Origin of the sequence: Fibrobacter sp. UWR2 (assembly GCF_002210285.1) — a bacterium.
GTDB lineage: Bacteria > Fibrobacterota > Fibrobacteria > Fibrobacterales > Fibrobacteraceae > Fibrobacter.
In genome coordinates this window covers 868,015-891,089 of sequence record NZ_MWQE01000001.1, presented here as the reverse complement: position 1 = coordinate 891,089, position 23,075 = coordinate 868,015, and the positions used below count along the sequence as shown (strand labels likewise).

Annotated in this window: 22 protein-coding genes; 10 read left to right on the top strand and 12 right to left on the bottom strand. The window is 54.8% G+C overall.

Annotated features, from left to right (window positions below):
- Positions 1-20: 20 nt before the first annotated feature.
- Both groES and B7994_RS14420 read right to left on the bottom strand, forming a co-directional pair.
- On the bottom strand, positions 21-302 hold the full coding sequence (gene groES / locus B7994_RS03550; RefSeq protein ID WP_072809723.1) for a co-chaperone GroES: 282 nt from the start codon (positions 300-302) through the stop codon (positions 21-23).
- A 209-nt stretch (positions 303-511) separates the two neighbouring features.
- Positions 512-727 (bottom strand): hypothetical protein, encoded by a 216-nt coding sequence (locus tag B7994_RS14420; RefSeq protein ID WP_369832750.1) that lies wholly within the window; start codon positions 725-727, stop codon positions 512-514.
- Positions 728-1,006: 279 nt separating this feature from the next.
- Between B7994_RS14420 and B7994_RS03540 the strand changes: the two genes are divergently transcribed.
- Entirely contained in the window at positions 1,007-1,552 is a 546-nt protein-coding gene (locus B7994_RS03540; RefSeq protein ID WP_088637078.1) for a DUF5662 family protein, read from the top strand.
- 83 nt (positions 1,553-1,635) lie between these two features.
- A complete protein-coding gene (locus B7994_RS03535; protein WP_088637077.1) occupies positions 1,636-2,472 on the top strand; it encodes a S1 RNA-binding domain-containing protein in 837 nt (278 codons plus the stop codon).
- A 27-nt stretch (positions 2,473-2,499) separates the two neighbouring features.
- Here the strand turns inward: B7994_RS03535 and B7994_RS03530 are convergent, their stop codons facing one another.
- Positions 2,500-3,216, bottom strand: coding sequence for an OmpA family protein (locus B7994_RS03530; protein WP_088637076.1), 717 nt, complete (start codon positions 3,214-3,216; stop codon positions 2,500-2,502).
- A 215-nt stretch (positions 3,217-3,431) separates the two neighbouring features.
- Here B7994_RS03530 and B7994_RS03525 point away from each other — a divergent pair, with 215 nt between their 5' ends.
- Positions 3,432-4,472, top strand: coding sequence for a hypothetical protein (locus tag B7994_RS03525; RefSeq protein ID WP_088637075.1), 1,041 nt, complete (start codon positions 3,432-3,434; stop codon positions 4,470-4,472).
- 65 nt (positions 4,473-4,537) lie between these two features.
- On the opposite strand, the gene B7994_RS03520 is transcribed toward B7994_RS03525, so the two are convergent.
- From B7994_RS03520 to B7994_RS03510, 3 genes are all read right to left on the bottom strand, one after another.
- Complete coding sequence (locus B7994_RS03520; protein WP_088637074.1) at positions 4,538-5,242, bottom strand: CAP domain-containing protein; 705 nt, start codon at positions 5,240-5,242, stop codon at positions 4,538-4,540.
- Positions 5,242-6,246 (bottom strand): FISUMP domain-containing protein, encoded by a 1,005-nt coding sequence (locus tag B7994_RS03515; protein ID WP_088637073.1) that lies wholly within the window; start codon positions 6,244-6,246, stop codon positions 5,242-5,244. Before B7994_RS03515 ends, B7994_RS03520 begins: the two co-directional genes overlap by 1 nt.
- Positions 6,247-6,392: 146 nt before the next feature.
- Positions 6,393-7,241 carry a phosphatase PAP2 family protein gene (locus B7994_RS03510; protein ID WP_088637072.1) on the bottom strand — a complete coding sequence of 283 codons (849 nt, stop codon included), beginning with the start codon at positions 7,239-7,241 and terminating at the stop codon, positions 6,393-6,395.
- A 37-nt stretch (positions 7,242-7,278) separates the two neighbouring features.
- On the opposite strand from B7994_RS03510, the gene B7994_RS03505 reads away from it, so the two are divergent.
- The gene (locus tag B7994_RS03505) at positions 7,279-8,211 is read left to right on the top strand and encodes a metalloregulator ArsR/SmtB family transcription factor (RefSeq protein ID WP_233142986.1); all 933 of its coding nucleotides are present in this window, start codon (positions 7,279-7,281) and stop codon (positions 8,209-8,211) included.
- A 279-nt stretch (positions 8,212-8,490) separates the two neighbouring features.
- Positions 8,491-11,250, top strand: a complete 2,760-nt coding sequence (locus tag B7994_RS03500; RefSeq protein WP_233142984.1) for a YfhO family protein — start codon at positions 8,491-8,493, stop codon at positions 11,248-11,250.
- A 26-nt stretch (positions 11,251-11,276) separates the two neighbouring features.
- On the opposite strand, the gene B7994_RS03495 is transcribed toward B7994_RS03500, so the two are convergent.
- Positions 11,277-12,074 (bottom strand): HAD-IIA family hydrolase, encoded by a 798-nt coding sequence (locus B7994_RS03495; RefSeq protein WP_088637071.1) that lies wholly within the window; start codon positions 12,072-12,074, stop codon positions 11,277-11,279.
- A 36-nt stretch (positions 12,075-12,110) separates the two neighbouring features.
- Here B7994_RS03495 and B7994_RS03490 point away from each other — a divergent pair, with 36 nt between their 5' ends.
- The 3 genes from B7994_RS03490 to metF all read left to right on the top strand — a co-directional run bounded on the left by B7994_RS03490 (position 12,111) and on the right by metF (position 14,574).
- Positions 12,111-12,812, top strand: coding sequence for a 16S rRNA (uracil(1498)-N(3))-methyltransferase (locus B7994_RS03490; protein WP_088637070.1), 702 nt, complete (start codon positions 12,111-12,113; stop codon positions 12,810-12,812).
- A 158-nt stretch (positions 12,813-12,970) separates the two neighbouring features.
- Complete coding sequence (locus tag B7994_RS03485) at positions 12,971-13,516, top strand: LPP20 family lipoprotein (RefSeq protein ID WP_088637069.1); 546 nt, start codon at positions 12,971-12,973, stop codon at positions 13,514-13,516.
- 167 nt (positions 13,517-13,683) lie between these two features.
- Positions 13,684-14,574 carry a methylenetetrahydrofolate reductase [NAD(P)H] gene (metF, locus tag B7994_RS03480; RefSeq protein ID WP_088637068.1) on the top strand — a complete coding sequence of 297 codons (891 nt, stop codon included), beginning with the start codon at positions 13,684-13,686 and terminating at the stop codon, positions 14,572-14,574.
- A gap of 90 nt (positions 14,575-14,664) precedes the next feature.
- Here metF and B7994_RS03475 read toward each other — a convergent pair whose 3' ends face one another.
- The 3 genes from B7994_RS03475 to B7994_RS03465 all read right to left on the bottom strand — a co-directional run bounded on the left by B7994_RS03475 (position 14,665) and on the right by B7994_RS03465 (position 17,191).
- Complete coding sequence (locus B7994_RS03475) at positions 14,665-15,078, bottom strand: hypothetical protein (protein ID WP_088637067.1); 414 nt, start codon at positions 15,076-15,078, stop codon at positions 14,665-14,667.
- A gap of 121 nt (positions 15,079-15,199) precedes the next feature.
- A complete protein-coding gene (locus B7994_RS03470) occupies positions 15,200-15,790 on the bottom strand; it encodes an inorganic diphosphatase (RefSeq protein ID WP_088637066.1) in 591 nt (196 codons plus the stop codon).
- A 111-nt stretch (positions 15,791-15,901) separates the two neighbouring features.
- A complete protein-coding gene (locus B7994_RS03465; RefSeq protein WP_088637065.1) occupies positions 15,902-17,191 on the bottom strand; it encodes a POTRA domain-containing protein in 1,290 nt (429 codons plus the stop codon).
- 117 nt (positions 17,192-17,308) lie between these two features.
- On the opposite strand from B7994_RS03465, the gene B7994_RS03460 reads away from it, so the two are divergent.
- Positions 17,309-17,773, top strand: coding sequence for a hypothetical protein (locus B7994_RS03460; protein ID WP_088637064.1), 465 nt, complete (start codon positions 17,309-17,311; stop codon positions 17,771-17,773).
- A gap of 97 nt (positions 17,774-17,870) precedes the next feature.
- A complete protein-coding gene (locus B7994_RS03455) occupies positions 17,871-20,573 on the top strand; it encodes an ATP-dependent helicase C-terminal domain-containing protein (RefSeq protein ID WP_088637063.1) in 2,703 nt (900 codons plus the stop codon).
- Between the two features lie 6 nt (positions 20,574-20,579).
- Here B7994_RS03455 and B7994_RS03450 read toward each other — a convergent pair whose 3' ends face one another.
- Complete coding sequence (locus tag B7994_RS03450) at positions 20,580-22,298, bottom strand: glycoside hydrolase family 9 protein (RefSeq protein ID WP_088637062.1); 1,719 nt, start codon at positions 22,296-22,298, stop codon at positions 20,580-20,582.
- Positions 22,299-22,378: 80 nt separating this feature from the next.
- Complete coding sequence (gene ftsE, locus B7994_RS03445) at positions 22,379-23,068, bottom strand: cell division ATP-binding protein FtsE (protein WP_088637061.1); 690 nt, start codon at positions 23,066-23,068, stop codon at positions 22,379-22,381.
- Between the last annotated feature and the right edge of the window lie 7 nt (positions 23,069-23,075).

The following is a 23,075-nucleotide window of genomic DNA, read 5'->3' as shown; positions in this document are numbered from 1 at the left end:
TTATTTAAAACTTTTTGTGATTAGAGCGTCGCGATGACGTCCGGTTCCTTCACGATGAGGTAGTTTTCGCCGTCGACGGTGACTTCGGTGCCGCTGTACTTGCCGTAGAGCACCACGTCGCCCACCTTGACTTCCATCGGGACGATTTCGCCCTTGTCATTCTTGCGGCCCGGGCCCACGGCCACAACCTTGCCCTGCATGGGCTTTTCCTTGGCATTGTCCGGAATGAAGAGACCCGAGGAGGTCTTCTGTTCGGCTTCGGCCGGCTTGACAACGATTCGATCTGCTAAAGGCTTGATCATTTTGTTTTTCCTCTTGTTAAAGTGTTAGTCCATATTGGACCATTTTTTGTTCGCCCTATTATTAGCAAAAGGTGTGCCAACCCTTTTCCCGGCACGAAATTTGCATTTATATGTCTAAAAGAAGCCCCAAAGTGCATAAATCGCAAGAAATCATGTTTAAAAAAGAAACAAAGACACCGTTTGTTTCAAAATTAAACGCTTTTCTTGATTTAAACCTTGTCGCCGGGATGTCCACCCTGCGTGGATCGCAAGTTCACAATATACTCCAGAGCCCTACTTTTTGCCTCGCCCAGCCCGTGACGGGCAATCGATTCCGTCTCACATATGCGAACAAACATCCGCATGAGTTCAACTGGCGAAATACCCAGGCCCTGTGCAAGGATACAGAACGTCTGGAACGACGCTACTCGCTTGCCACTTTCCATCATTGAGATAGACTGTCGTGTAAGCCCGGCTGATTTTGATAGCTCCGTCTGCGTTACCAGCGTATCTCTTCTAACGCCTATAAGCAGTTTCTGAAAAGCCGTCGCGAAGACGGCTGTGTCTTTATAATCCATTCCCATATACAGAAAATAACAACAGTCACCATTCCACAGTGTCTCCATATGACTACAAGTTGTTATTTTTATTATTTTTTACATACACAAATTGTAAAAACCTAAGGTTCCGTCACACTCCCCATTAAAATTCCTATCGTTTAACGCATGAATTTTCACCCGATTAGGCATTTCATCACCATCACGAGACACCGCAACGAAGTCATGCGGCTGTGCTTCAAGGCGGGTATCGGGTTCCAGGGGCTATTCCACGATCTTTCGAAATATACCCCGACAGAATTTCTACCGGGAGCAAAGTACTACAGTGGAAAGGAATCCCCAAACAACGGGGAGCGCCGCGATACCGGAATGAGCCTCGCATGGATGCACCACAAAGGGCGGAACAAGCATCACTTTGAATTCTGGTACGACTATGAAATGGCGACCAAGAAGATTGTACCGATGGACATGCCCGACCGCTACATCAAGGAAATGTTCTGCGACCGCATCGCCGCATCCAAGACATACAACAGGGACAGCTACACGCAGGAATCTCCCCTGCTCTACCTAACAAGAAGCACCGCCCATGAAAAGATGACAGAAAAGACGTACCGCAAGCTTCTATACCTGCTGAAGATGCTTGCCGAAAAGGGAGAAAAAGAGACTCTCCGGTTCGTAAGGCACTGCAAGGATATACCACTCGCCGACACATAGCCCCCTTTGATGCGGGCGGGCAAATTCTATATTTGGCATGTCGCGGATGGTCGCGGCAAATTACCTGGACGGAAAGGCTTATTATGGAAATCGGAAAGATCAACCGCGCGCGCGTCGACGCCGTCATGCCGCAAGGCTACTACCTCGAACTCGAGACCGGAGGCCGCGTACTGCTCCCCGGAAACAAGAACCTGTTTTCGCTCGAAGAGGGCGAAATCATCGACGCGTTCGTCTACATGGACTCCGAGGACCGTCCCATCGCCACACTCGACAAGCCCTATGCACAAGCAGGCGAATTTGCCGTACTCACCGTGAAGGACGTTAACCGCGTAGGGGCATTCCTGGACTGGGGGCTGAACAAGGACCTGTTCCTCCCCTACAAGCAGCAACTGGGAGACTTGCGCAAGGGCGACCGCTGCGTCGTCTACGTCCTCGTTGATGAAAAGAGCGGAAGACTTGTCGCGACCGAAAAGATAAAGAGTTTCCTAGACCTGGACACGAGTGAACTCCATGTGGGGCAGCGCGTGCAACTCGCTGCATACGAAGTAACGCCCGATTACGTAGACTGCCTCGTAGACTACCGCTACACAGGAAGACTGCAGATTACACGCGGCATGGAGCGCATCTACATCGGCGACACGATGCCGGGATTTATCCAGCGGATAACGAACGACGGGAAAATCACCCTGAACCTCACTCCCGTAGGCTACAAGGGCATCATGCAGAGCGACAGCCCAAGCGCCATCATGCAAAAACTCGAGGAGGCCGGCGGCTTCTTACCTTACGGCGACAACAGCGACCCCGAAACAATCCGCCAGGAATTCGACATATCGAAAAAGACTTTCAAGAAGATTATCGGCGGGCTCTTCCGCGATGGCAAAATCACCATCGACGAAGACGGGATTAGGGCCACGCGCTAAAATTCCGGGCTTACCGCCCGGTAAGCCCTACTCTTCGGAAATATTCACTTCGTCCTTGTTCACGACGCGGATTTCGATGCGGCGGTTTTCCTTGCGGCCCGCTTCCGTTGCATTATCCGCCTTCGGGCGGCTCGAACCATAACCCACGGCCGTCACGCGGTCCTTCGAAATCCCCTTGCGGATCATATATTCCATGACGCTATTCGCACGGTCTTCCGAAAGTTGCTGGTTAAAACTCTCGCTACCTTCGCTACTGGTATGGCCTTCAATTTCGACCTTGGCCTTCGCGTTCCTCTTGAGGCCGGCGATGGCGTTGTCGAGCGTCTTGAGTGAACCGGGAATCAGTTCCGCACTGCCCACCTTGAAGTTCACACCCGTGAGTTCGGCACGCGTGTCATCGAACAGCACCGTAATGCCACCCGTACTTGCCGTACTCGAGACATAGGGCGTTTCACCACATTCGAATGGTCCGGTAAGGCTCTCGCAGAGTATGGTGTAAGCATCTTCGCGCGGAATCAGGAATGCCGTTTCGCCATACATGTCCGTGGTAACAACAATCTTGTTTTTCGGCTTTTTCTGGCCCACGAAAACGAGCTTCTTTTTTGCCTGCGGAACATCATCGTAGTTCGTGTAGGTCACGTTCAACACGGCATGGGTCTTGTTGGGCGTAAGTTCGGCAGCACAAGGCGCAACAACCGCCACCGCAAGCAGGGACAAGGCGACAACCACAGGCATTTTTCGCATATGAACCTCAAAAAGTTTCCCCGGCGCTGTTTTTTTCGGGGTAATTCAACACATACGCGCCCAAAAATACATAAAACTCAGCACAAAAAATCACAAAAAAGAGCAAAAGGCTCTTTTTTCGTTTCCAAAATCTCCACATAATTCTATTTTTTAGGCCATAATTTTACAATCCGATGCAAAAGGCCCCAAAAAGGGCAACCAACATAGGAGAATTCATGAAGTACAGCAAGATAGCCACTGCCCTTATTTTTGGCATGGCAACATTCGCCTTCGCGCTCGACGGAGACTTTTCGCTCAAGGGAAATGTCCAGACCCAAGTAACAAAATCCATTGCCGATGACGAGCACAACTTCAGCAGCGGCTGGTTCCGCGCCAACGTAGGCGGCCAGTACAAAGGGGAAAGCCTCGAAGGCCTTATCATGCTGCGCATCTTCGCTCCGGAATTCGGCAACAAGATCGAAGGCAAGATGTACGACAAGATTCTTGCCGACTTGTACTGGGTAAACTACAAGTGGAACCTGGGCGAAAACGACATGCTCAACCTGAAGCTCGGTCGCTGGAAGACGGACTGGTCGCAGTCCACCCATTTCGGCACCTACGTGGACAAGGAACTCACAAAGCGCGGACTCTGGATGCGCGACTATAGCCACAATGCCGTTGAGCTCGGCTGGAAGCACGGCCTGAGCCAGTTGAACGCCATGCTCGCCACCCAGGACGGCAATGCGAACCGCGGCTACCTGCGCATCGAAGAGGACATGAAGTTCACGTTCCCGCTCGAGATGAAGGTCGCCTACCGTTCCAACGTGGTCGACGTACTGCAAAACACCGCCTACCTGACGCACCGCCTTGCAGCCTATGCAAGTTACAATGTCATTCCGGAACTGCGCGTGTACGGCGAATACTCCTGCATCTACACCCAGAACGACAAGCTCGACAAGACCGCAGACAACTACATCGCTCCCGAGACCAAGTACTACCTGCCGGGCATCTACTTCCAGCCGTTCTACCTGGGTCTCGACTTTGCCCCCCAGACTGGCATCCTGAATACCCTCATGAGCAACTTCATGGTGGAATGGGAATTCATCGACAAGCGCGACAACCTGTATGCAGCACAGGAGCACACCTACGACGACTGGGCATGGACCGTCGCCTGGGTCAAGAAGATCGGTTCCTCGAAGCTGCAGTTCAGTGTCTACAGTGAAAACGAGATGAGCGACGTGGGCCTCGCCTTCCGCCTTACCTCGACAATCAAGTAACAGATTCTCCTCCAAGAAAAAACGCCGGCAATCAATGCCGGCGTTTTTTAATGTCACTCATTTAATTAGTAAAAATTCATGTTGAACCAAGCCTTGGTGCCGTCAGTACTATAGGCAATCCCGCAGGCAAGCGACTTGTACTGTGCGTTCTTCATGTTCAGGTAATGCCCGATGTAGGAATAATCGGAGTCCTTGTTCGGATCGCGCTCTCCGTTGGTCACGAGTTTCTTCTCGTCATCCCACATCATGTTCACGTAAGCATCCACAATTTCCTTTTCGGTCTTGTACCACTTGGGATTGATGTTGGGGCCGGAGTTCTGCGCGGATTCCTTGCAGTCTCCGAAGTTCGCATGCCCCTTGCCCGCATCCATATCGTCTGCCGCCTGCGTCGCCACGCACTTTTCACGCTCCTCGGAGGCGCGTTCCAAGGGCGGCAGGTTTTCGGTTGCACGCTTTGCATTCACAACCTCCAGGCAGTAGTCACGCCAGTCTTCCGATGCCGTCTCGGAACTTGCCGGTTCATCCGCACTCGAAACAGCAGCCTCTTCCTTCACAGAAGAACTGCTGGCGGTCTTGCCGGCACTCGAGCTGGACTTCGCCTCGGAACCACCCTCGGTCTTGTCGCCCGGTATCGGGATATCAATGGTATCCCCGCTATCGATACAGCTATCGGTGCAGTTCGCAGACGTATCATCGGAACAGCCCGCAGCAAAGAATGCAGCGGCAGCAACGACCGCGCATATTTTGAATAAACTAAGTTTCCTGTTCATCAGTTTAGCTCCGTTACACAACGTACATAAAGGCCCTTCTGCACATTCTGGTCTGTGCGGTCGATACTTTTTGCCTGACGGCGGAACTCCCAGGAACGCCCGGTGTTCTTCATGATGGAGGTAGAAGACCAGTAGTGCCCGGTAAGTTCGCTATTGCAGTAACCGTCCCAGTCCTTGCAACCGCCACGGCCAAGATTGTCCCAGTTGAGTTTCGCACGGTCCTTCTGGAAATCGCGCCACTCGCCATCGTCGGGCAGGTGCCAGCCCGCAGGGCAAGCCTTCTTTGCGTCGTTGTACGTGTAAAAGCGGCCAAACTTCTTGCAGAACGTGGTATCCTCGAGCAGGCACTGCTTGGCACTGGAAAGGCTATACTTGAGGTTCGTAAGCATCCATAGTTTGTCGTCGCGCTGTTCCACCTTGTACATCTGGTTGTCGCGCGGGTCAGTAAGTTTCATCTCCTTGCGATTGACAAACTTTTCGGCATACAGGTCGCGTTCCGCGACGCAACGCACCGTCACCACGGCCTCGGGCGGGAGCGTCACGAGTTTCGCATTGCCGCGCTTGATATCGAGCATCATGGCTCGCACATCGTTGGGATCGTTCACCGCGAAATAGGCAGCATCCTTGCCCTGAATTTTCCTGGTCGCATCGGCCAGGTCATAAAAGCCACGCGTCTTGCCGGCAAAGGACTTCACGTTAGACACCTTGCGCGGGCCAGTAAAGCGGTCCTTGGAGAAAGCAGTCCATTCCTGGATATCGGGGACATGCGAACCTTCGGGGCAAGAAGCAGACCAATCCTTCTGCTTATAGTAGGCATTCTTCCCGTCGTCACGGAAGGACACCTTTTTTTGAAATGAAAGGTTATCGGTAAACCAGTTCAGGCTGCCCGAAGACATCGCCTTGTAAATTTTTCCGTCACGGTTATCACGGATAGAGGGTTCTGCGTAAGATACTTCTGCAACAACAAGTAAGGCCACTGCCAAACGGCCAACAAAACTGAACATTCCACACCTCTGAGGGTTTAACTTTTTCAGTAATATATATACGCAAATCGAAAAAGGAACGTTCTCACAAAAAAATTGTGTTTATTTGTTTTTTCATTCGAAAAGGCAGGGAAAAAGCCATTTTCAGCCACAAAACGGGAAAGAGGCTAGAACGCGAAGGTCATTCCGAGCGCATCGGGCCCGCCAAAGACCTGAACCAAGGCGACCGGGCCAATTCGTACCGATTTTTTGTGGATTTTGATGACGGCGAGGCTTATTCCCGTACCCGCAAGGGCGCCTACGACAACATCGCTCGGGTAATGCTTACCCGCAGCGATGCGAAGCGCCCCGACAAAGCCCGCCAGGGAAAGCGACGTTGCCCAGACAAGCGGTTTGTAGGCCGAATTCGGGTAGAACTCGGAAAACCATTCGCCGGTAAAAACGGCTACCGTAAATGCGGCAGAGGTATGTCCGCTGAAGAAACTCCCGTACGCCTCGCCCTCCGCGGCGAATGCCGCGTCCGCGCCCTCGCCCTCGGTCGCGTACATGTAGGGGCGCGGCCAGAACGACATGGAGCGCACGACCAGGTTCAGGCCGCTCTGGAGGGCGAGCGCCTGCGCAAACATCAGGGAATATGCCGCAAGGTCTGCCCCCAATGCATCGCCCCTGTACCAGGAGGCAGCCCCCAAGGCAAGTGGAGCCACCCCGAGGGCGGCAGCCCAGGTGCTCACATCGCCCGCAGTCTTGTTGTAACGGCCGGCCACAGGGCGGTCCCACGGCAACAGGTCAGAAACGGCCTTCATTTCGGAGGGGTCCTGCACATGCATCTTTCCGAGCCGGTAGTTCCCGTAAATGCTCACAAATGCCGACACAAACGTCAACGGCAAATCCTTTTCGAACGAAACACCGTAATGGCGCTGCGGTTCTACAACCGAGGAGGCAGATTCTGCCAGCTGCGCGCACGCCACCCCCGTAAGGAAGGCGACAAAAAAACACATTTTCAAGGACCTAGGCATTACCCGTCAAAGTTAATTAATTATATTGGAATGCAGTATGCAACGCGAACCGATTACCTCGACGATGGATTTTTTCAGTGCCGTATCCGACGAAATGCGGCTCAAGATTTTGATGCTCCTCGATCTCGCGGAATTCACCGTGAACGAAATCAAGGACATCCTGGACATACACCAGAGTAACGCCAGCCGACACCTCGCCAAGCTTTCGGCCTGCGGGCTCCTGAAAGACCGCCGTGACGGCATCAAGGCCTACTACCGCCTGAGCGAAGAACTCCTGATGAGCAACCGAGTACTTTCCGTAATCCGCGATGCATACGGGGAACTCCCCGACAAGGACGTACTCCGCTGCCGTGCTGACCAGGTGTTGCAAGAACGCACCGACAAGACCAAGGGGCAAATCCACAAGCTGGACCAGGCCGGCGGAAGCCTCAAGGCGCAAATCAGCCTGTTCAGCAAGCTCATGCAGCCCTTCGAAAATGCCGTGGACATCGGCTGCGGCGAAGGCGGAGACCTCTCGCTGATGCTAGCCAACCGCTGCAAGGAAGTCACGTCGCTCGACTGCGACCCTAAAGTCATCAGCGGCCTGCAGAAAATCCTGAAACAGAAGAACATCAAGAACATCACGCCCAAGGTCGCCGACATGACGAAGACAGGGCTCCCCGACAACTTCGCCGACCTCGTGCTCATGAGCCAGGTACTCCACCACGCGACCGACCCGCGACTCGCCCTCAAGGAAGCCATCCGCATCCTGAAACCGGGTGGAACGCTAGCCTTGCTCGACCTGGCCCAGCACAAGGAAGAATCCTTCCGCACGACCCACGGGCATATTTGGCTCGGGTTCGACCAGAGCCAGCTCGAATTCTTCGTGAAGGAGTTCAACTGCAAGGTGCTCGAGAGCGAAATCATCCCGAGCGAGAACGAGGTGGACAAGAAGCTCCCCGTCATCTGCATGATTCTCACAAAAAATTGATAACAAATGTAAAAAAGACTTGTTTTTTCAGAAAAAAACAGATATCTTTAGAAAAGACGATTTAAGGAGTTTACAATGGGAAAGATTATCAAGTTTATCGTAATCGCCGCCGTGTGCATCATTTCCGCATTCGGCATCTACAGTCTCATCCAGTACAACAAGACCGACGAGAACACCGCCGACTAGCCAAAGTGCGCCCGGCACGGTCGAGCCCCAGGTTCGACGTTTTTTGCCATACCGCAAGGCATATGCGCCTGCGGTATTTTTATATTTCCAAGCATGAACTTTCTAAACAAGAAGCCCGTTTTCTTCGCGGCGATGGCCGCGCTTTTCTTTGCAATCCTCCTCATCGTTTTCCGCGGGTTCGCATTCGACGACTCACAGCTGATGCTCAACAGCGACCAGCTGAACGGCATCGGAAGCCGCATTCTGCGTGCCGAGAACGCCATCGTGACCGAATGGGACGACAGCCGCCTTGGTGGCGTGCCCACGATTGACGCATTGTTCGCCGACGCCTACCACCCGCTGGTATGGACTCAGTTCCTGATGGACCCGGCCCGCGCCGTGGGCTTCAAGTTCATGCTCACCGTATGGGTCGCCTTCATGAGCGCGATGCTACTCGCCTGGAACCTTACGGGCAACCGCTGGTGGGGCGCCCTCCTCGGGTTCCTCTACGCGTTCTCGCCGGAATACTTCACCTACATTTATGGCGGCCATGACGGCAAGATGATGGTTTTCGCCATCGCCCCGCTCGCCCTCCTCGCTATCCGCAAGGTTGTCCGTAACGGAAGCCTCCCCTACCTGATTGTACTCGCGCTTTCCATCGCATGGATGATTCTCGGAAGCCATCTGCAGCTCACATACCTATTCCTGTGGGGCGCCGGGTTCTACACGCTGTACGAAGCAGCCTTCCACTGCGAAACATTCAAGACCCGCGGCAAACGCGTCGGGCTCGCTGCCGCTGGCCTCGCCTTCGGGCTTGCACTTGCCTGCTTCCAGCTGGTACCGCCTTACCTGTACACGACAACGCAGTCCGTGCGCGGCGAAGGCGACCACACCAACTACGGGCACGCCGTCAGCTGGTCCTTGCACCAGGAAGAACTTGCACAGATGCTCCTGCCGGGATTTATCGGCGTGGACGTGTACGAGCAAGACGAAAAGACGGGAGACCTCGTGGGCAGTTCGTTCGTGAACGTCACGATGGACGAATACCGCAAGATGGCATCTTCCGGAAGCCCGTTCTACTGGGGCCACAACAGTTTTAAGCTCGACCACAACAATGCAGGCGCACTCCTCACCTTCCTCGGGTTCCTCTGCCTGTTCTTGCCGGGCAAGCGCCGCTGGGCCACGTTCTGGGCCGTGGGCACCGTTGTCGCCCTCAGTTACGGCATGGGCGCACACTCCCCGCTCTTCAAGCTCTGGTACGCCATTCTCCCCGGCGTCAAGAACTTCCGCGCACCGGGCATGGCTCTGTTCTGGCTGCCACTGTTGCTCGTGATGATGGCGGGCCCCGTGCTCCGCGCCATTTCCGATGAAGCCGCCGACCGCGCTCGCAACATGCGCGCCCTTACACACGGCGCCGTGATGTTCGCCATCCTCCTGCTACTTGTCGTCATCGCTCGCTACAACTGGACCACGTTCATCGGACCCGTCGGGCTTGTCACCTGCATCGTGTACGGCATCGCCTGCATCGGCGTGATGAACCTCGACGACCAGGGCAAGGCACTTACGGTTTCGAACCTGCTGGATGCCTACAAGGCCAAGTTGCCCGGTTCGAACCGCATCGTGGAAGCCTGCGTCGTACTCGGGTTTACCGCCATCGGCGCCTTCCTCATGAGCGGGCAGGACCTGCTCTCCGACCCCGTCGCCGGCCCGTACTTCAAGCCCCTCAACGAAATTGTCATGAATGCGACCGCGGGCACGGTGATTCCCGGATTCATCCTTATCCTCGTCATCGTAGCGCTTTCGCTGTTCATTTTCCGCTGGAATGGCTCCATCGCCTACAAGGCAGGCATCCTTGCCGTTGCCGCCGCAGTGGAACTCTTCTTCATCAACGGAGCGTTCATCCAGAACGTCCCTGCAAACGAATACCTGCAGCCGAACAACCCCGTCGTAAGCGCGTTCAAGGCGCCGTACAAGGCGGATTCCCTCAATACGCCGCGCGTGCTTTCGCTTTCGCGCAACAAGGCGCTCGGGGCGAATGCCTTCCCGCAGTTCCACCTGCGCAACGCCGACGGTTTCCACGACAACGAGCTTGCAAGCTACCGCGAGTTCCGCGGCGGCCAACAGAACGCAAACTACCTCCTGAACATCAACAACCCCGATGCCGCCCATCCGTTCCTCGACCTGATGAACATTGGCGCCATCATCTTCGACAGCCGCCAGGGAACGACGTTCATGCCTATCCCGACGGCCATGGGCGAAGCCTACATCTACGGGCAGTCCGTGACGATGGACGACGCTAGCGCCATCAGGACTCTCCGCGAAAAGGCGGCCATCCGCAAGCCCAAGGCCGAAGAGAGCGCTCCTGCCGCCGCAGAGGATTCAACGGCAGCATCAAGCGATTCGACGACAACCGCAGCCGCAGACAGCACTGCAAACGAGGCCGCCGCGGAACAGGCTGCAGCCGAGCCCGCCGTCGAACCCGTAGACGACAACTTCTACTACCGCGAAACCGTCATCCTTTCGGAAAAGCCCGAACATGCGGGTGAAGGCGGAGTTGCGAACGGTCATGCGAAGCTTGTCGCAAGCCCCAAGATGGACACGCAGGTGTTCGAAGTCAAAAGCGACCGCGCTGGCTTCATGGTCGTCGCCGGCAACTACCACCCCTACTGGCACGCGACTGTGAACGGAGCCCCCGCGAAGGTCTACAAGGCTTTCGGCACGCTCCGCGCCGTAGAGATTCCGAAGGGTAAGTCCGAAGTACGCATGGAATACCGCAGCAAGCCGCTACACGCCTGCATCAAGGTGAGCGTATTCGCGGCAATCCTCCTCATTGCACTCGGAGTCTTTGCCGCCATCAGGCGTAAAAAGTCTTAATGGATGCCCTTGCCCTACGGGGCAAGTTAAATCTTCCCGGCGAAGAAGCTATCGAAATCGATATCCTTGACGCTTTCTACGATAAACTCGGGCTTGGTCTCGAGTTTTTTTACATCTTCGCGCTTTGTCTCGCCGCATAGCGGGAGCACAAAGCGGCAGCCCGCACGTTTGGCGAGTTCAAAATCCGTGTAGAGGCGGTCGCCCACAAAGAGGACTTCTTCGGGTTCGAACTGCGAAAGCACATTTGCAAGCATCGCCGGATTCGGCTTGCCGAAACTACGTTCCGGTTCAACGCCGTACGCCGTCTTGAGTAGCGCCATGAAGCTCCCGATATCGGGCACGGGCCCGTTCGCATCGGGGCAAACGAAATCGGTATGCGTCACCCAGAACGGGATTCCCCGCTGCACGCGGAAACTGAGTTCGCATAGTTCCCGGTAATCAAAGCTATTGTGATAGGCAACCAAGACAAGTTCCGTATTTTCTACGGAGGGGTTCAAGTTCAAACTCGGATCCTGCGCGGCAAACCACTCGTACACCTCGGGGTTAGCGAAAAAGAACACGTTCTTTATGCCCTTCGCATGGATTGCATCGAGTGCGAGGTACAACGCCGAGATGATAGAATCGTCGCGCAACGGGAGCCCCATCACCTTCAGGCGGTTCTCGTAAAACACAGGCGACTTGCTCGTGTTGTTGCTCAGGTAATAGACCGGCACCTGCTTCGAGACACGCTTTACCGTTTCCACGGCACCCGGGTACGGGCGACCGCTCAAGTACAGCGTTCCATCCAAATCGAAAACTACGGCTTTTACCGGTTTGTGTTGCATGTGCCCCAATGTAGAAAAATTTCTACTTTATAGCACATGAGAACACCCGACAGCCGTTTTTACTGCCCGCAAATCGATGTGGGCGAAATATCCCTGGACGAAAACGAAAGCAGCCATGCCGTCCGGGTATGCCGCGCCACCGTGGGCGACATACTGCAGCTCTCCGACGGAAACGGCCGATTCGCCGACGCGACCATCACAAAGGCAGACCCGAAGGCCTGCATAGTCCGCATCGACAGGTTCGAAACGGTATCCACAAGGCGCCCCCTGCTGAGCCTCGCCATCGCCTGCCTCAAGGACGACGCCCTCGAAGAAGTCGTTTTCCATGCCGCGCAGACAGAAATCGATACCATCTATTTTTTGCGGACGGACTTTTCACAGGAACCGAAAAACTCCGACCTGCACAAGCTCGTGCGCCGCGCCGAACTCAAGAGCCTGGTGAGCCTCAAGCAATCCCGGAAGCCGTGGCTTACCCGCATAGAAGGCCCCATTGAATTCGGCAAGTGGCTTGATTCATACGAAGGCGACCTTATCCTCTGCGATATCGACGGGCAAAAAGAGGCCCCGCCACTGGAACGCCCCACGACACTCCTCATCGGGCCGGAAGGCGGTTTCTCGCCCAAGGAAATCGAATCCATAAAAAATTACAGCCGAGGGAAATCCACCTCCATTAATCTCGGGAACACGCGCCTCAGGGCAAGGACAGCTGCGATTATCGCTCTCGGAAAGTTCTTCTGACCCCTAAAAACGCATTTCATTCGCTGTTTTGCGCTCTAAATCACAAAAAAATAAGATTTCCTGTTTTTTGACTTGACTTTGACATTTGTTTAAAATATTTTTGCATACAGACTTCACATAAGCCCCCAAGGGGAAAACAATAAAACAAGGAGTTTTTTATGAAGAAGTTAATCGTCGCTCTCGTCGCAGCTTTCCTCATGATTGGCTGTAGCTCGACCCCGCAGGAAAAGGCCGCCAACAAGCTCATTGAAATGCAGATGAAGAAGAAGGCCTACCTGAAGGACCATGTCCCGGCCGGTATGGGCATCGGTGTTTCTACCGACGAACAGATTGCCATGGAAAAGGCCGACCAGAACGCACGTGTTGACCTCGCCAAGGAAATCGACGCCCAGACGAAGGCTCTCATCAAGAACTTCAAGGAAGACGTGAACGACCAGGTCGCCGAACACTTCCAGAGCACCTCCAAGACGGTCGTGAACACCCACATGAGCGGCGCCACCCTCACCGACGTGCAGGTTGAAACCGACGAAAACGGCCACTTCAAGATCTACGGCATCATGACTCTCGACGCCAACCTCGTCGAAGAACTCATCAAGAGCCTCCAGGCTGCCGGCACCTATGACGACGCTGTCGCCAACAAGATCCGTGCCGCCGCCAACAAGGCCTACGCCGAACTCGATGAAGAAATCGAGAAGCAGCAGTAATCCTGCCTCACGCAATTGTAAAGGTCCCGGCTTCAAGCCGGGGCTTTTTTTTGTTTTTTCACGTAAAAAGTCCCCCTCCTCTCGCCACATTTTATTATATTTGCATATATCAAAATATTTGCATAAACCTAACCGGCCGGTCCGACCACGACAAGACACGAGGTGACATGAAAATCGTCGATATTCTAAAGCAAGACAAGATGAGCCTATCCTTTGAAGTTTTTCCGCCCAAGAAGGAGACTAGCTTCGACAGCGTGAAGGCTGCTACAGAATCGATTGCGGCTCTCGGCCCCGCGTTTATGAGTGTCACGTATGGCGCTGGTGGTGGCGTAAGCCAGTACACTCTCGAAATCGCGAAAAACCTCAAGCAAAAATTCAACATCCCGATGCTCGCCCACCTCACCTGCGTCTCGAGCAGCAAGGACACGGTGCGCCAGCGCATCGAAGACATGAAGGCTGCCGGCATCAAGAACGTGATGGCGCTGCGCGGCGACCTCACTCCCGAACTGATCGAGAACGGCCGCGACAACTGCGACTACAAGCACGCCATTGACCTCATCCGCGAACTCAAGGAAAGCGACTCGGACTTCTGTATCGGCGCGGCCTGCTACCCCGAAAAGCATCCCGAAAGCCCAAACCAGGCCGAAGACATCAAGCACCTCAAGGAGAAGGTCGACGCGGGCGCAGACTTCCTCACCACTCAGATGGTGTTCGACAACAACCTCTTCTTCAGTTTCCTCTACAAGCTGCGCGATGCGGGCGTTTCGTGCCCGGTGCTCCCCGGCATCATGCCCATCACCAACGCGAATCAGGTGGAACGCGCCATCAAGCTTTCGGGCTCGTTCATGCCACAACGCTTCAAGTCGCTCGTCGACAAGTTCGGCAGCGACCCCGACGCCATGAAACAGGCGGGCATCATCTATGCAAGCGACCAGATTATCGACCTGTACGCCAACGGCATCACGAACGTACACGTCTACTCGATGAACAAGCCCGACGTGGCCGAAGGCATTCTCAAGAATGTCTCGGCGATTCTCGGGAAGAATTTTGCCGGATAAAGGCAGAAGCAGTTCACTAACGAACCATGCAAAAAAACCTTCCCGCAAACAGGGGAAGGTTTTTATTTTGTCTTAAATATTCAGACTAGACTAGCGGTCGTGGATATCGACGCATTCACGCACGTTGCGGGCGGCAAACATACGGCCACGGCGCGGGTCAAGGCAGTCAACACGGCCCGGACGGTTGCGACGGAAGTCGACTGTCATCCAGCGGGTGCCGTCGTTGCAGTAGTAATCCCAGCGGCCTTCGGCATCGCCACGATCACAATAGCCTTCGACCATCGGACGGCGGTTGCGGTAATCGACACGGTAGTGACGGTCGCGCGGGCGGCAATCCGGCTTTTCGAAGCGGCATTGCAGGCGTTCACGCGGAGGAGGAGGCGGAGGAGGAGGATCGTTACGACGTTCCGTCTTCTTGTTATCAACGTGAATAGAGAAGCCAGCCCATGCTCCAGAGCTAAGCAGAAGAGATGCAGCCAAGACTGCAAGAAGGGTACGTTTCATTCTTTCTCCTTATTACAAAAGATTTAGAAAAAAGTTTATGGTGTAAATATAACCTTTTTTCCATGCATCGATCAACGCTGGAAAAAATTTACGACAAAATAGAGTTTTTCGCCGATAAAGGCTAGATGAGTTCCTCGGCCGGCAGGTGCTCTGCGCTCTCGGGTTCCTGATAGAACGTCTCGGGCACCTGCACCTGGTTCTGGAAGTAAGCCCTGTGCGCAGCAATCACGCGCTCACGAGCGAACGTCGCATCTTGCCAATCACCAATTTGCACGTCCTTGCCCTCCAGTTCCTTGTAGTTCTGGAAGAAATTCCTGGTGATGCGGAGGAACATCTGGTCGACATCGCCTATGTCCTTGATGGGCCTCGGGTTAAATACAGGCACACCCAGGACCTTATAGTCCTTCTTGCCGCCGTCAGTCATGTCAAGGGCCCCAATTACGCGGCATGTGCAGACAGAACCCGTCATCATAGAGGCAGGACTGTAGATAAGCATGTCGAGCGCATCGCCGTCATCGGCCTTGGTACTTGGGATAAATCCATAGGTGCAGGGGTAGCTCATGGAACTGAGCAGGCAGCGGTCCAGGCGGAACACGTGCAGGCGCTCATCGTACTCGTACTTGAGGTTGGTGTCCTTGCCGATTTCCACGACGCAGTCGACTTCGTAGGGATACTTGCGTCCGATAGGAAGATCCAGGTAGTTAATTGCCATTTATTCTCCGATAGGCCACCTTTGGCCTAAGTCTTTATTTTTCAATACGTTAACGTAAATTTAACTTTTTTATAACAAATAGTCAAGGAGGAGCGGTCTCAGCGAGCGGTCTTACCTACTTCTCCATCTAGACGAAGTCACCTTGTCGAACAGCCCGAAGTAGAATACCGGCTCGCCCCTGTCAGGGCTGTACCCCACCTCGAAGCGGATGCGGTCGAGCGCAGGAATTACGAGGTGGATACCGCCATAGACGGCGCCCTCGTAGTTATCCCAGCCAGGGTGGCCCTTGTCCCAGAGCAGGCTCCCGTCAAGGCCGGCCACAAGCTGCACCCCATAGAAGAAGTTTATGCCCCAGAGGCTCGCGGCATGCCTTTCCATAAGTACAATGCGTTCCTCGAGCGTGAGCAGAACCTCGTGGACCCCGAGAGAGCCCGAATCGGCGTCGTGCCCGCGAAACGTATTGGCACCGCCATGGTAGTAGTAATCGTAGAACTTCACGTCACCCGGACGCAGGCGTACCAACGCGGTAGCCCCCGTTACAAAGCGTCCGAAAGTCTTGTATGCGCGGGCATCCGTAAGGAGTTCCCAGAAGTTCTCGCCTAAATCCCTGTAGCAAAAGCGGGATTCCGTTTCGACCGGTCCGCCGGATTCGTAATCGGCGCCACATGCAACAAATTCCTCGCCCGCCCCTACATGCGTGAGCATATACTCGAAATACACGCCATCGCGCGTATCGAGCTTGCTGTCGCGATAATCGAAAGCAAAGCCAAGCCCTATTTCAGGAAGATTCGCAAAGTCTTTCAGCCTACGGTAGGCGGTAGTCCCAAGCAGCGACAAGTGAGGCAGGAACTTGTATTCCAGATCCAGGTCGAGCAAAATGCTTTGTTCCTGGAAATTGCGGATGTTGTCGTAGCTGTCGGTCACGAGGAACTCGAAGTTCCACCCAAGCGGAAGCCCGAACAGGTATGGCGAACTTGCGTAGAGGGCGTATTCATGCTTGTCGAAGAAGGGGTCGATCGTCGTGCGGTACTGCACCTCGACACGGATGTCCTCGCCCGCCACGTTCAGGTTCGCTAGCGCTGCCCCGAGCATCAGGCCGTCGCGGTCGGTCTTCTTGCCCGCGGGTGCGGGAATCCAGCGGAAGATTTCCTTGAAATGGTAGGTAAGTTTTGTACCCTCGCACGAAACCGAAATCTCAGTGAACAGGTCAAGGTCCTGCAGGCGGCGTTTTTCGGCCTCGAACTTTTCTTGCGAGAACGGCTCTCCTGAACGGTTCAGGAGTTCACGCTCCACCACGCGGGGGTTCGTATGCTTTAGACCATCGAAATCGATGGACGAAACGGCGACTCCGTCCTGACATTCCGCAGGCGCTGCAGGCGCAGCATAGGCAAGCCCGAGCATGCCCCAAAAAGCCACCGATACGCATCTTTTCACAAACTTTAACACGAAACAAGAATATAGAAAAACACGAAACAATGAGGATTATTCTATATTTACCCCTGTCAAATTGAGGTGTTTATGTTAGACTTTCTCGCAAACTACTGGCCCTGGCTCATTGCCGTCGTTGTTATCGTTTTAGCCGTTTTCGCATTCCGCGGACTGCGCAAGGCGCTCAAGGAAGGCGGTGGCGCGTTCAATCTTGAAACCATCAAGAAGAACACGGACCCGAACTTTGCCGCCCTGAAGCAGAAGTCCAAGGCTCTCCTCGCCGATGCCGACATGATCTGCGAGACCAAGGAAGGCAGCAACATCGTCATGCCCAAGAAAGAGGACATGATGTTCTTCCGCCGCGCCGTGAAGCAGAAATACAAGCTCGCCATGTTCCTCGTGCCGGGCACCAACAAGGTCGTATACTTCTTCTGCAAGACGGAACAGGGCCTGCGCCGCCGTATCGAGAACCTGGTCATCAACCAGAAGTTCCGCGAAGGCAAGCCGCCTTACATGGACGTGGCTACCGGCGAAAAACTGAAGTACCCGAGGTAGTAGTAGGGGAATGCCTTCCCCTGCCTCGCACAGCGCTAGCGCTGTTGCTCGCCACCCCTTCTAGCGGGGACACCCCGCAACTCCCCGGTTCTATATAATGACTTACGGTGATTTAGCCCTCGCGGAAGAAGAAGACAAACTGGAGACTGCGATTGCGCAGTCCAGTAATCTGCTTATCGAGGCGCCCACGGGGTCGGGCAAGTCGCTATTCATTCCCTACTTTTTGAGCAAGCACTGCAAGGGGCGCGTTGTCGTATTGCAGCCCCGCCGTATTGCAGCACTTGCACTCGCACAATTCTCGGCAAAACTCCACAACGAGCCCTGCGGCAAGACCGTCGGTTACCAGTTCAGGCAAGACAGCTGCAAGAGCGCCGGCACGCGCATCCTGTTCCAGACATACGGAAACTTTCTGCAGGAACTTTTGCACGGCAAATGCGATGCCGACTGGATTGTATTCGATGAATACCACGAGCGCAAGGCCGACATGGATTTGCTGTTCGCGTATTTTAACGGGAGATCCCCGGTCAAGCCGGGGATGACAATGCAACAGGCGCCGGGGATGACAATGCCTCGCATTGCGGTAATGTCGGCGGCGCTGAGCCGTTCCGAACTCGAAACGGTTCTCGGCGTCAAGTGCCTTGAGCTCGGCCACCCGCTGTACCCTGTACAAATTATCAACCAGACTCCCGCCACAGGCAACTCGCTCGTTTCGGGCGTGGGCCTTGACGCCGAAGTGGTGCGGGCGCTAAAGACGCTCTACCGCAACAACATCTGGCAGACGACGCTCGTGTTCTTGCCTGGCAAGGCCGAAATCGCCCGCTGCCACAGCGCCGCCTCCGAAGCGCTGGGTGCTAACTGCGCCGAGTTCCTGGAACTCTACGGCGGGCAGGACCGCGAAACGCAAGACCGCATCTTTGAAGTCACCGAACGCCCGCGGGTCATATTCACCACGAACATCGCGGAAACCTCGATTACCGTTCCGAACGTTACAGGCGTGGTCGACAGCGGTATCGAGCGCGTGAGCCTCTACGACGACAGCGAGAAGGTGAACGTGTTGCGCACGATGCCCATCTCGATGCAGAACGCCATCCAGCGCAGCGGACGTAGCGGCCGTACACAGAACGGCTGCGCCATCCGCCTCTGGAGCGAAGAATCCGAAAAGCGCATGCCGCAGGGAATCGTTCCGGAAGTGTTGCAGATAGAGCCGTCGGAACTGCTGCTGCAGAAGGCGGCGTTGGAAGCCATGGACACACTTGCCGCTTCGCGGCTGCGGTATGACGTGGGTGCGACCACGCAGCAACGGTGTGACGAATCCATGGACCCTATCAGTCGTTCTGCGGACTCCTTCCAGGGCGACATTAAACTGCCGACAGCGATTCCGGAAACGCGTGAAATTGCGGCGACAAAACTTCTCGAAGGTTTCGGGATGCTCCAGGACGGAGCTATCACGCCCCTCGGGCTCAAGGCCATCCGCACTCCGGTTTCAAGCATCCCGCTCGCGCTGCTCCTCGCCACGGCAAACGGTCCGCAAGACCTCCCCGACCTGCTCCTCGCAGCGCTCGCATGGATCCACTCCGGCACGGAATTCTTGCAAAAGGCGAAGGTCGCCTACGACATCCTGACGCTCGCCGCCGACACGCTTTCGAAAAACATCAATGTCCCGCGCGAAGTGAGCTTTACCCTCCGGCAGTTGCGGGATTACCGCGATGGGCTAAAGGAGATCCCCACCTTGGTGGCCATGCGCACTAAAGAGCAAAGCTCTAAGTGCTGTCCGCCCGCCTCCGCGGGGATGACTAACGAAGTCGCTCGCACTTTCGTTTGCAAGCAGCTCCTCAAGGCATTCCCGGACAGGCTCGCCACCCCGAGCGGGAGCGCATATAAACTTGCAAACCAGAATGTCATCCGCCTGCAAGTCGCCGAACCGCCCTATGCGATTCTCGCACTCTCGATGCTGCGTACCGGCACCACGAAATCGGAACTCAAGGTGAACCTCTACGCCGCAATCGCGCAAGAAATGCTTGCTGGCGAAAACGCCGCTACCCGCTACGAACTGCTGTGGCGCAGCGGGCAGGAACGGTTTATCGGCGTAGAAATCCGCGAAAGCAAGAACACCGATGGCACTGTCACTGAACTTTCGCGCAAGGAAATCCTCACGCAGGAGGCAGCCCCGAAGGTTCTCGAAGAACTGAAGAAGTTAAGCGTCGATGCATGGCGCGAAAAGATAGAGAAGGAAAACTGGAGCGGGCGCTACCTTACCGAACAGATGCAGACACTCCTTACCAAGATGCGCCTTGCCGCAATGCTCTACCCTGAATACGGGCTTCCCGAATTCAACGACGAGGATATGCAAATCATCTTCGATGATTTTGCAGACGGCAAGTTCCTGCTCCGCGACATCAACGAAGACCGTTACCGGAATATCGTGGAGGACTTTTTTGGCAAGTCCATGCTCGCCTGGCTGAACAAGACCTTCCCCGACCACTACGTGCTCCCCAATGGCAAGCGCGCCCGTTACAGCTACCAGGCCGTAGCAAATAGCGACGACGGGAAATCCGTACAGAGCGTTGACGGCGTACTAGTCGAGATTTCTGCCCGCATCGAAGATTTTATGCAGTTGCGCGGCGAGCACAAGATTGCCGACGGCAAGTTGAAGGTGCGTTACGATATCCTCGCGCCGAACTTCCGCACCATCCAGAAGACGTGGGACCTGACCGGGTTCTGGCAGAACACCTACGCCGAAGTGCGCAAGGAACTGCGCGGGCGCTACCCCAAGCACCCGTGGCCCGAAAAAGTTGAATAGAGCGGGTTACTCGCAAACACAAAAATAGAGTGCAGCCACAAGAGGGGCGTTCCAGTTTATTGCGGTCTCGTTACTTGCGAAAGATACTCGCTCGTCGGTATACGAGAATCCCGGCTGCGCGCCCGGATAATGCGGGAAACGATGCATGTCCTGGCGGTCGGCATTGATTCCGCCCGCGACAAGCCCCGGAATGGGTTCGTCGATACCGTCGGAATGGCAAATCCTGTGATGCAGGAATTTCGGGGAACTCCAGGCAGCTCCGGACACAAAGCAGCGTTCCACAGGGTTCTTGCCAAAAATAAAATCGAGCATTCTCTTCGCGCAATCCACATAAGTAGAAGAAGGGCTCCAGCTATTCACCAAAAATAGCGTGAGCGCATGGTTCGCAATATCGCCGTTAGAGCCCCAGATAAACCGGCGCAGAGCAAGGCCATAGGCATCCTCGCCGGCAAGGCGTACGATTTCGTCGGCAACGACCTTCAACGTATTGCGGGCACGTACCTGCAAATCGAGGTCGCGCGACTGCAATGCGAGGGCAATCCAGCCCAGGTTCTGCGTATCGCGCCAGTCTAGCCCAAGCGATGGCGGGCACTTTTCCATATCGCGAAGGAGCAAATCCCTCAGGTTCCCAGACGAAGGAGATAGCTTGCAGTCGGACCCCCTTTCGCAATCCGTGCAAAACTTCACCCCGTCACAGACTTCTCGGAAAAGCATGGCACGAGCCCAGAAAAATTCATCATCGTAACGATCGTCACCATAGCCACCGCTACCTTCGGTATTGTGCGGGTAGGTGACATCGGGATTTTCAACCGCCCAGGCATACGCCCGGATAGCCGCCCTAAGGCACTGCTGTGCAAAAGCAGAATCTACACTTTCAAACACGCGGTGTGCCTGAGCAAGCGCACCGGCAAAATTCAATGTCGAGGTGGTCGACTTCCCCAAGATCTGGCGTTTCTGTGATTCATCGGACTGCGTCGGAGTCACGAAGCCATCCCAGTGAGCTGGAGAAACCTTGAAGAACACTCCTCCGTCCGTATCCTGCATACGCAGGAAAAATTCCAGTTCGAACCGGATTTCGTCAAGCAGGTTCTTGCGGAACAGGGGCAAGTCCATCGAGCGGTTCGCCGGGAAACAAATACCGGGCGCCGCCATCTTCTTTTCCGTAAATTCAGCCGCCAGCAGGAGCGTAGCAAGCGAGACGCCGCCATTCACGATATACTTGCCATAGTCACCGGCATCATACCAGCCGCCATGCGCATTCCATGTGCCCTCGCGATTCATGCTCGGGTGGAATTCGATGCAGTCGTCCAGGTGAGCCGCCGGCCTCGCCCACTTGCCGGCCTTATCGGCAGGCAATTCTACGCCACTGCGCTGGAAATAGAACGACTTGAGCGTAAGGCGCAATAGTTCAGGGGCAATGCCTTCCGATACTTCAAATAAATGCGATTCCGAAAGGACTTTCTCACCTTCTGTCACACGGACCTTGTAACGCCCGGGCTCCCTAACAGGTGAAAAATCGCCTTTCCAGATAAATTCATCGGTATAGTCGCATACCTTCTGGCCGGACATCGCCGCCGTATACACTACCGAACCGGACTGCGAAACCACTTCAAAAGCAGGAGCAAACCCCTTTCCCGGAACACAGGCAGGTTCTGCCGCCAGCAAGAACACCTTCGGCGAAACCGGAGTATACCCGACATGGTTATAACGCACCTTAAAGCCCATGGTACAAGAATAGGTTTTTTACGGTGTAAACGCACAACCGTAAACACCGATTTCGTATACAGGAATAAACAGGAACGGGGTTAAATCAGGTCTCTCGTCAGGAGTTCACCGTGATCAAGGACCAAGCGACGGAACGGGCTGTTCAGGTAAAAATCCGGGTTATGGGTCGCCATCACGACTGTCGTACCACGAGCATTGATTTCCTTGAATATCTTGAACACTTCCTCGGCGTTTTTCGGGTCAAGGTTACCAGTCGGTTCGTCTGCCAGGAGCACGTAAGGGTTGTGCACCATCGCGCGGGCAATTGCCACACGCTGCTGTTCACCGCCCGAAAGCGTGTAGGGCATGGCAAAGCGCTTCTGGCTAATTCCAACCAGGGCGAGAGCATCGAATACAGCCGCATTAATCTTGTTGCCTGGAGTCCCCACTATACGCAATGCAAGCGCCACGTTTTCAAAGACGTTCCTATCCGGCAAAAGTTTGAAATCCTGGAAGATAATTCCCATCTTGCGGCGGAAAGCCTGAATTTTGCTATCGGGCGTACTCTTGCTATCATAGACACAGTCGCCCGTAAACTTCACCATCACCTGGCCGCCACGTTCCGCATCCGGACGTTCGTCCATATAGATCAGCTTAAGTACGGTCGACTTACCCGCGCCGGAATGTCCCGTAAGGAACACGAATTCACCCTTGTTTATACGGAAGGTGATGTTATTCAGCGCCTTCCAGTTGTCCTCGTAGGACTTCGTGACATGGGTGAAGTGAATCATTGCGGCA

Coding starts and splice junctions, on each gene's coding strand:
- groES (WP_072809723.1), bottom strand. CDS start 302: ATGATCAAGCCTTTAGCAGATCGAATCGTTGTCAAGCCGGCCGAAGCC.
- B7994_RS14420 (WP_369832750.1), bottom strand. CDS start 727: ATGGAAAGTGGCAAGCGAGTAGCGTCGTTCCAGACGTTCTGTATCCTT.
- B7994_RS03540 (WP_088637078.1), top strand. CDS start 1,007: ATGAATTTTCACCCGATTAGGCATTTCATCACCATCACGAGACACCGC.
- B7994_RS03535 (WP_088637077.1), top strand. CDS start 1,636: ATGGAAATCGGAAAGATCAACCGCGCGCGCGTCGACGCCGTCATGCCG.
- B7994_RS03530 (WP_088637076.1), bottom strand. CDS start 3,216: ATGCGAAAAATGCCTGTGGTTGTCGCCTTGTCCCTGCTTGCGGTGGCG.
- B7994_RS03525 (WP_088637075.1), top strand. CDS start 3,432: ATGAAGTACAGCAAGATAGCCACTGCCCTTATTTTTGGCATGGCAACA.
- B7994_RS03520 (WP_088637074.1), bottom strand. CDS start 5,242: ATGAACAGGAAACTTAGTTTATTCAAAATATGCGCGGTCGTTGCTGCC.
- B7994_RS03515 (WP_088637073.1), bottom strand. CDS start 6,246: ATGTTCAGTTTTGTTGGCCGTTTGGCAGTGGCCTTACTTGTTGTTGCA.
- B7994_RS03510 (WP_088637072.1), bottom strand. CDS start 7,241: ATGCCTAGGTCCTTGAAAATGTGTTTTTTTGTCGCCTTCCTTACGGGG.
- B7994_RS03505 (WP_233142986.1), top strand. CDS start 7,279: ATGCAACGCGAACCGATTACCTCGACGATGGATTTTTTCAGTGCCGTA.
- B7994_RS03500 (WP_233142984.1), top strand. CDS start 8,491: ATGAACTTTCTAAACAAGAAGCCCGTTTTCTTCGCGGCGATGGCCGCG.
- B7994_RS03495 (WP_088637071.1), bottom strand. CDS start 12,074: ATGCAACACAAACCGGTAAAAGCCGTAGTTTTCGATTTGGATGGAACG.
- B7994_RS03490 (WP_088637070.1), top strand. CDS start 12,111: ATGAGAACACCCGACAGCCGTTTTTACTGCCCGCAAATCGATGTGGGC.
- B7994_RS03485 (WP_088637069.1), top strand. CDS start 12,971: ATGAAGAAGTTAATCGTCGCTCTCGTCGCAGCTTTCCTCATGATTGGC.
- metF (WP_088637068.1), top strand. CDS start 13,684: ATGAAAATCGTCGATATTCTAAAGCAAGACAAGATGAGCCTATCCTTT.
- B7994_RS03475 (WP_088637067.1), bottom strand. CDS start 15,078: ATGAAACGTACCCTTCTTGCAGTCTTGGCTGCATCTCTTCTGCTTAGC.
- B7994_RS03470 (WP_088637066.1), bottom strand. CDS start 15,790: ATGGCAATTAACTACCTGGATCTTCCTATCGGACGCAAGTATCCCTAC.
- B7994_RS03465 (WP_088637065.1), bottom strand. CDS start 17,191: ATGCTCGGGCTTGCCTATGCTGCGCCTGCAGCGCCTGCGGAATGTCAG.
- B7994_RS03460 (WP_088637064.1), top strand. CDS start 17,309: ATGTTAGACTTTCTCGCAAACTACTGGCCCTGGCTCATTGCCGTCGTT.
- B7994_RS03455 (WP_088637063.1), top strand. CDS start 17,871: ATGACTTACGGTGATTTAGCCCTCGCGGAAGAAGAAGACAAACTGGAG.
- B7994_RS03450 (WP_088637062.1), bottom strand. CDS start 22,298: ATGGGCTTTAAGGTGCGTTATAACCATGTCGGGTATACTCCGGTTTCG.
- ftsE (WP_088637061.1), bottom strand. CDS start 23,068: ATGATTCACTTCACCCATGTCACGAAGTCCTACGAGGACAACTGGAAG.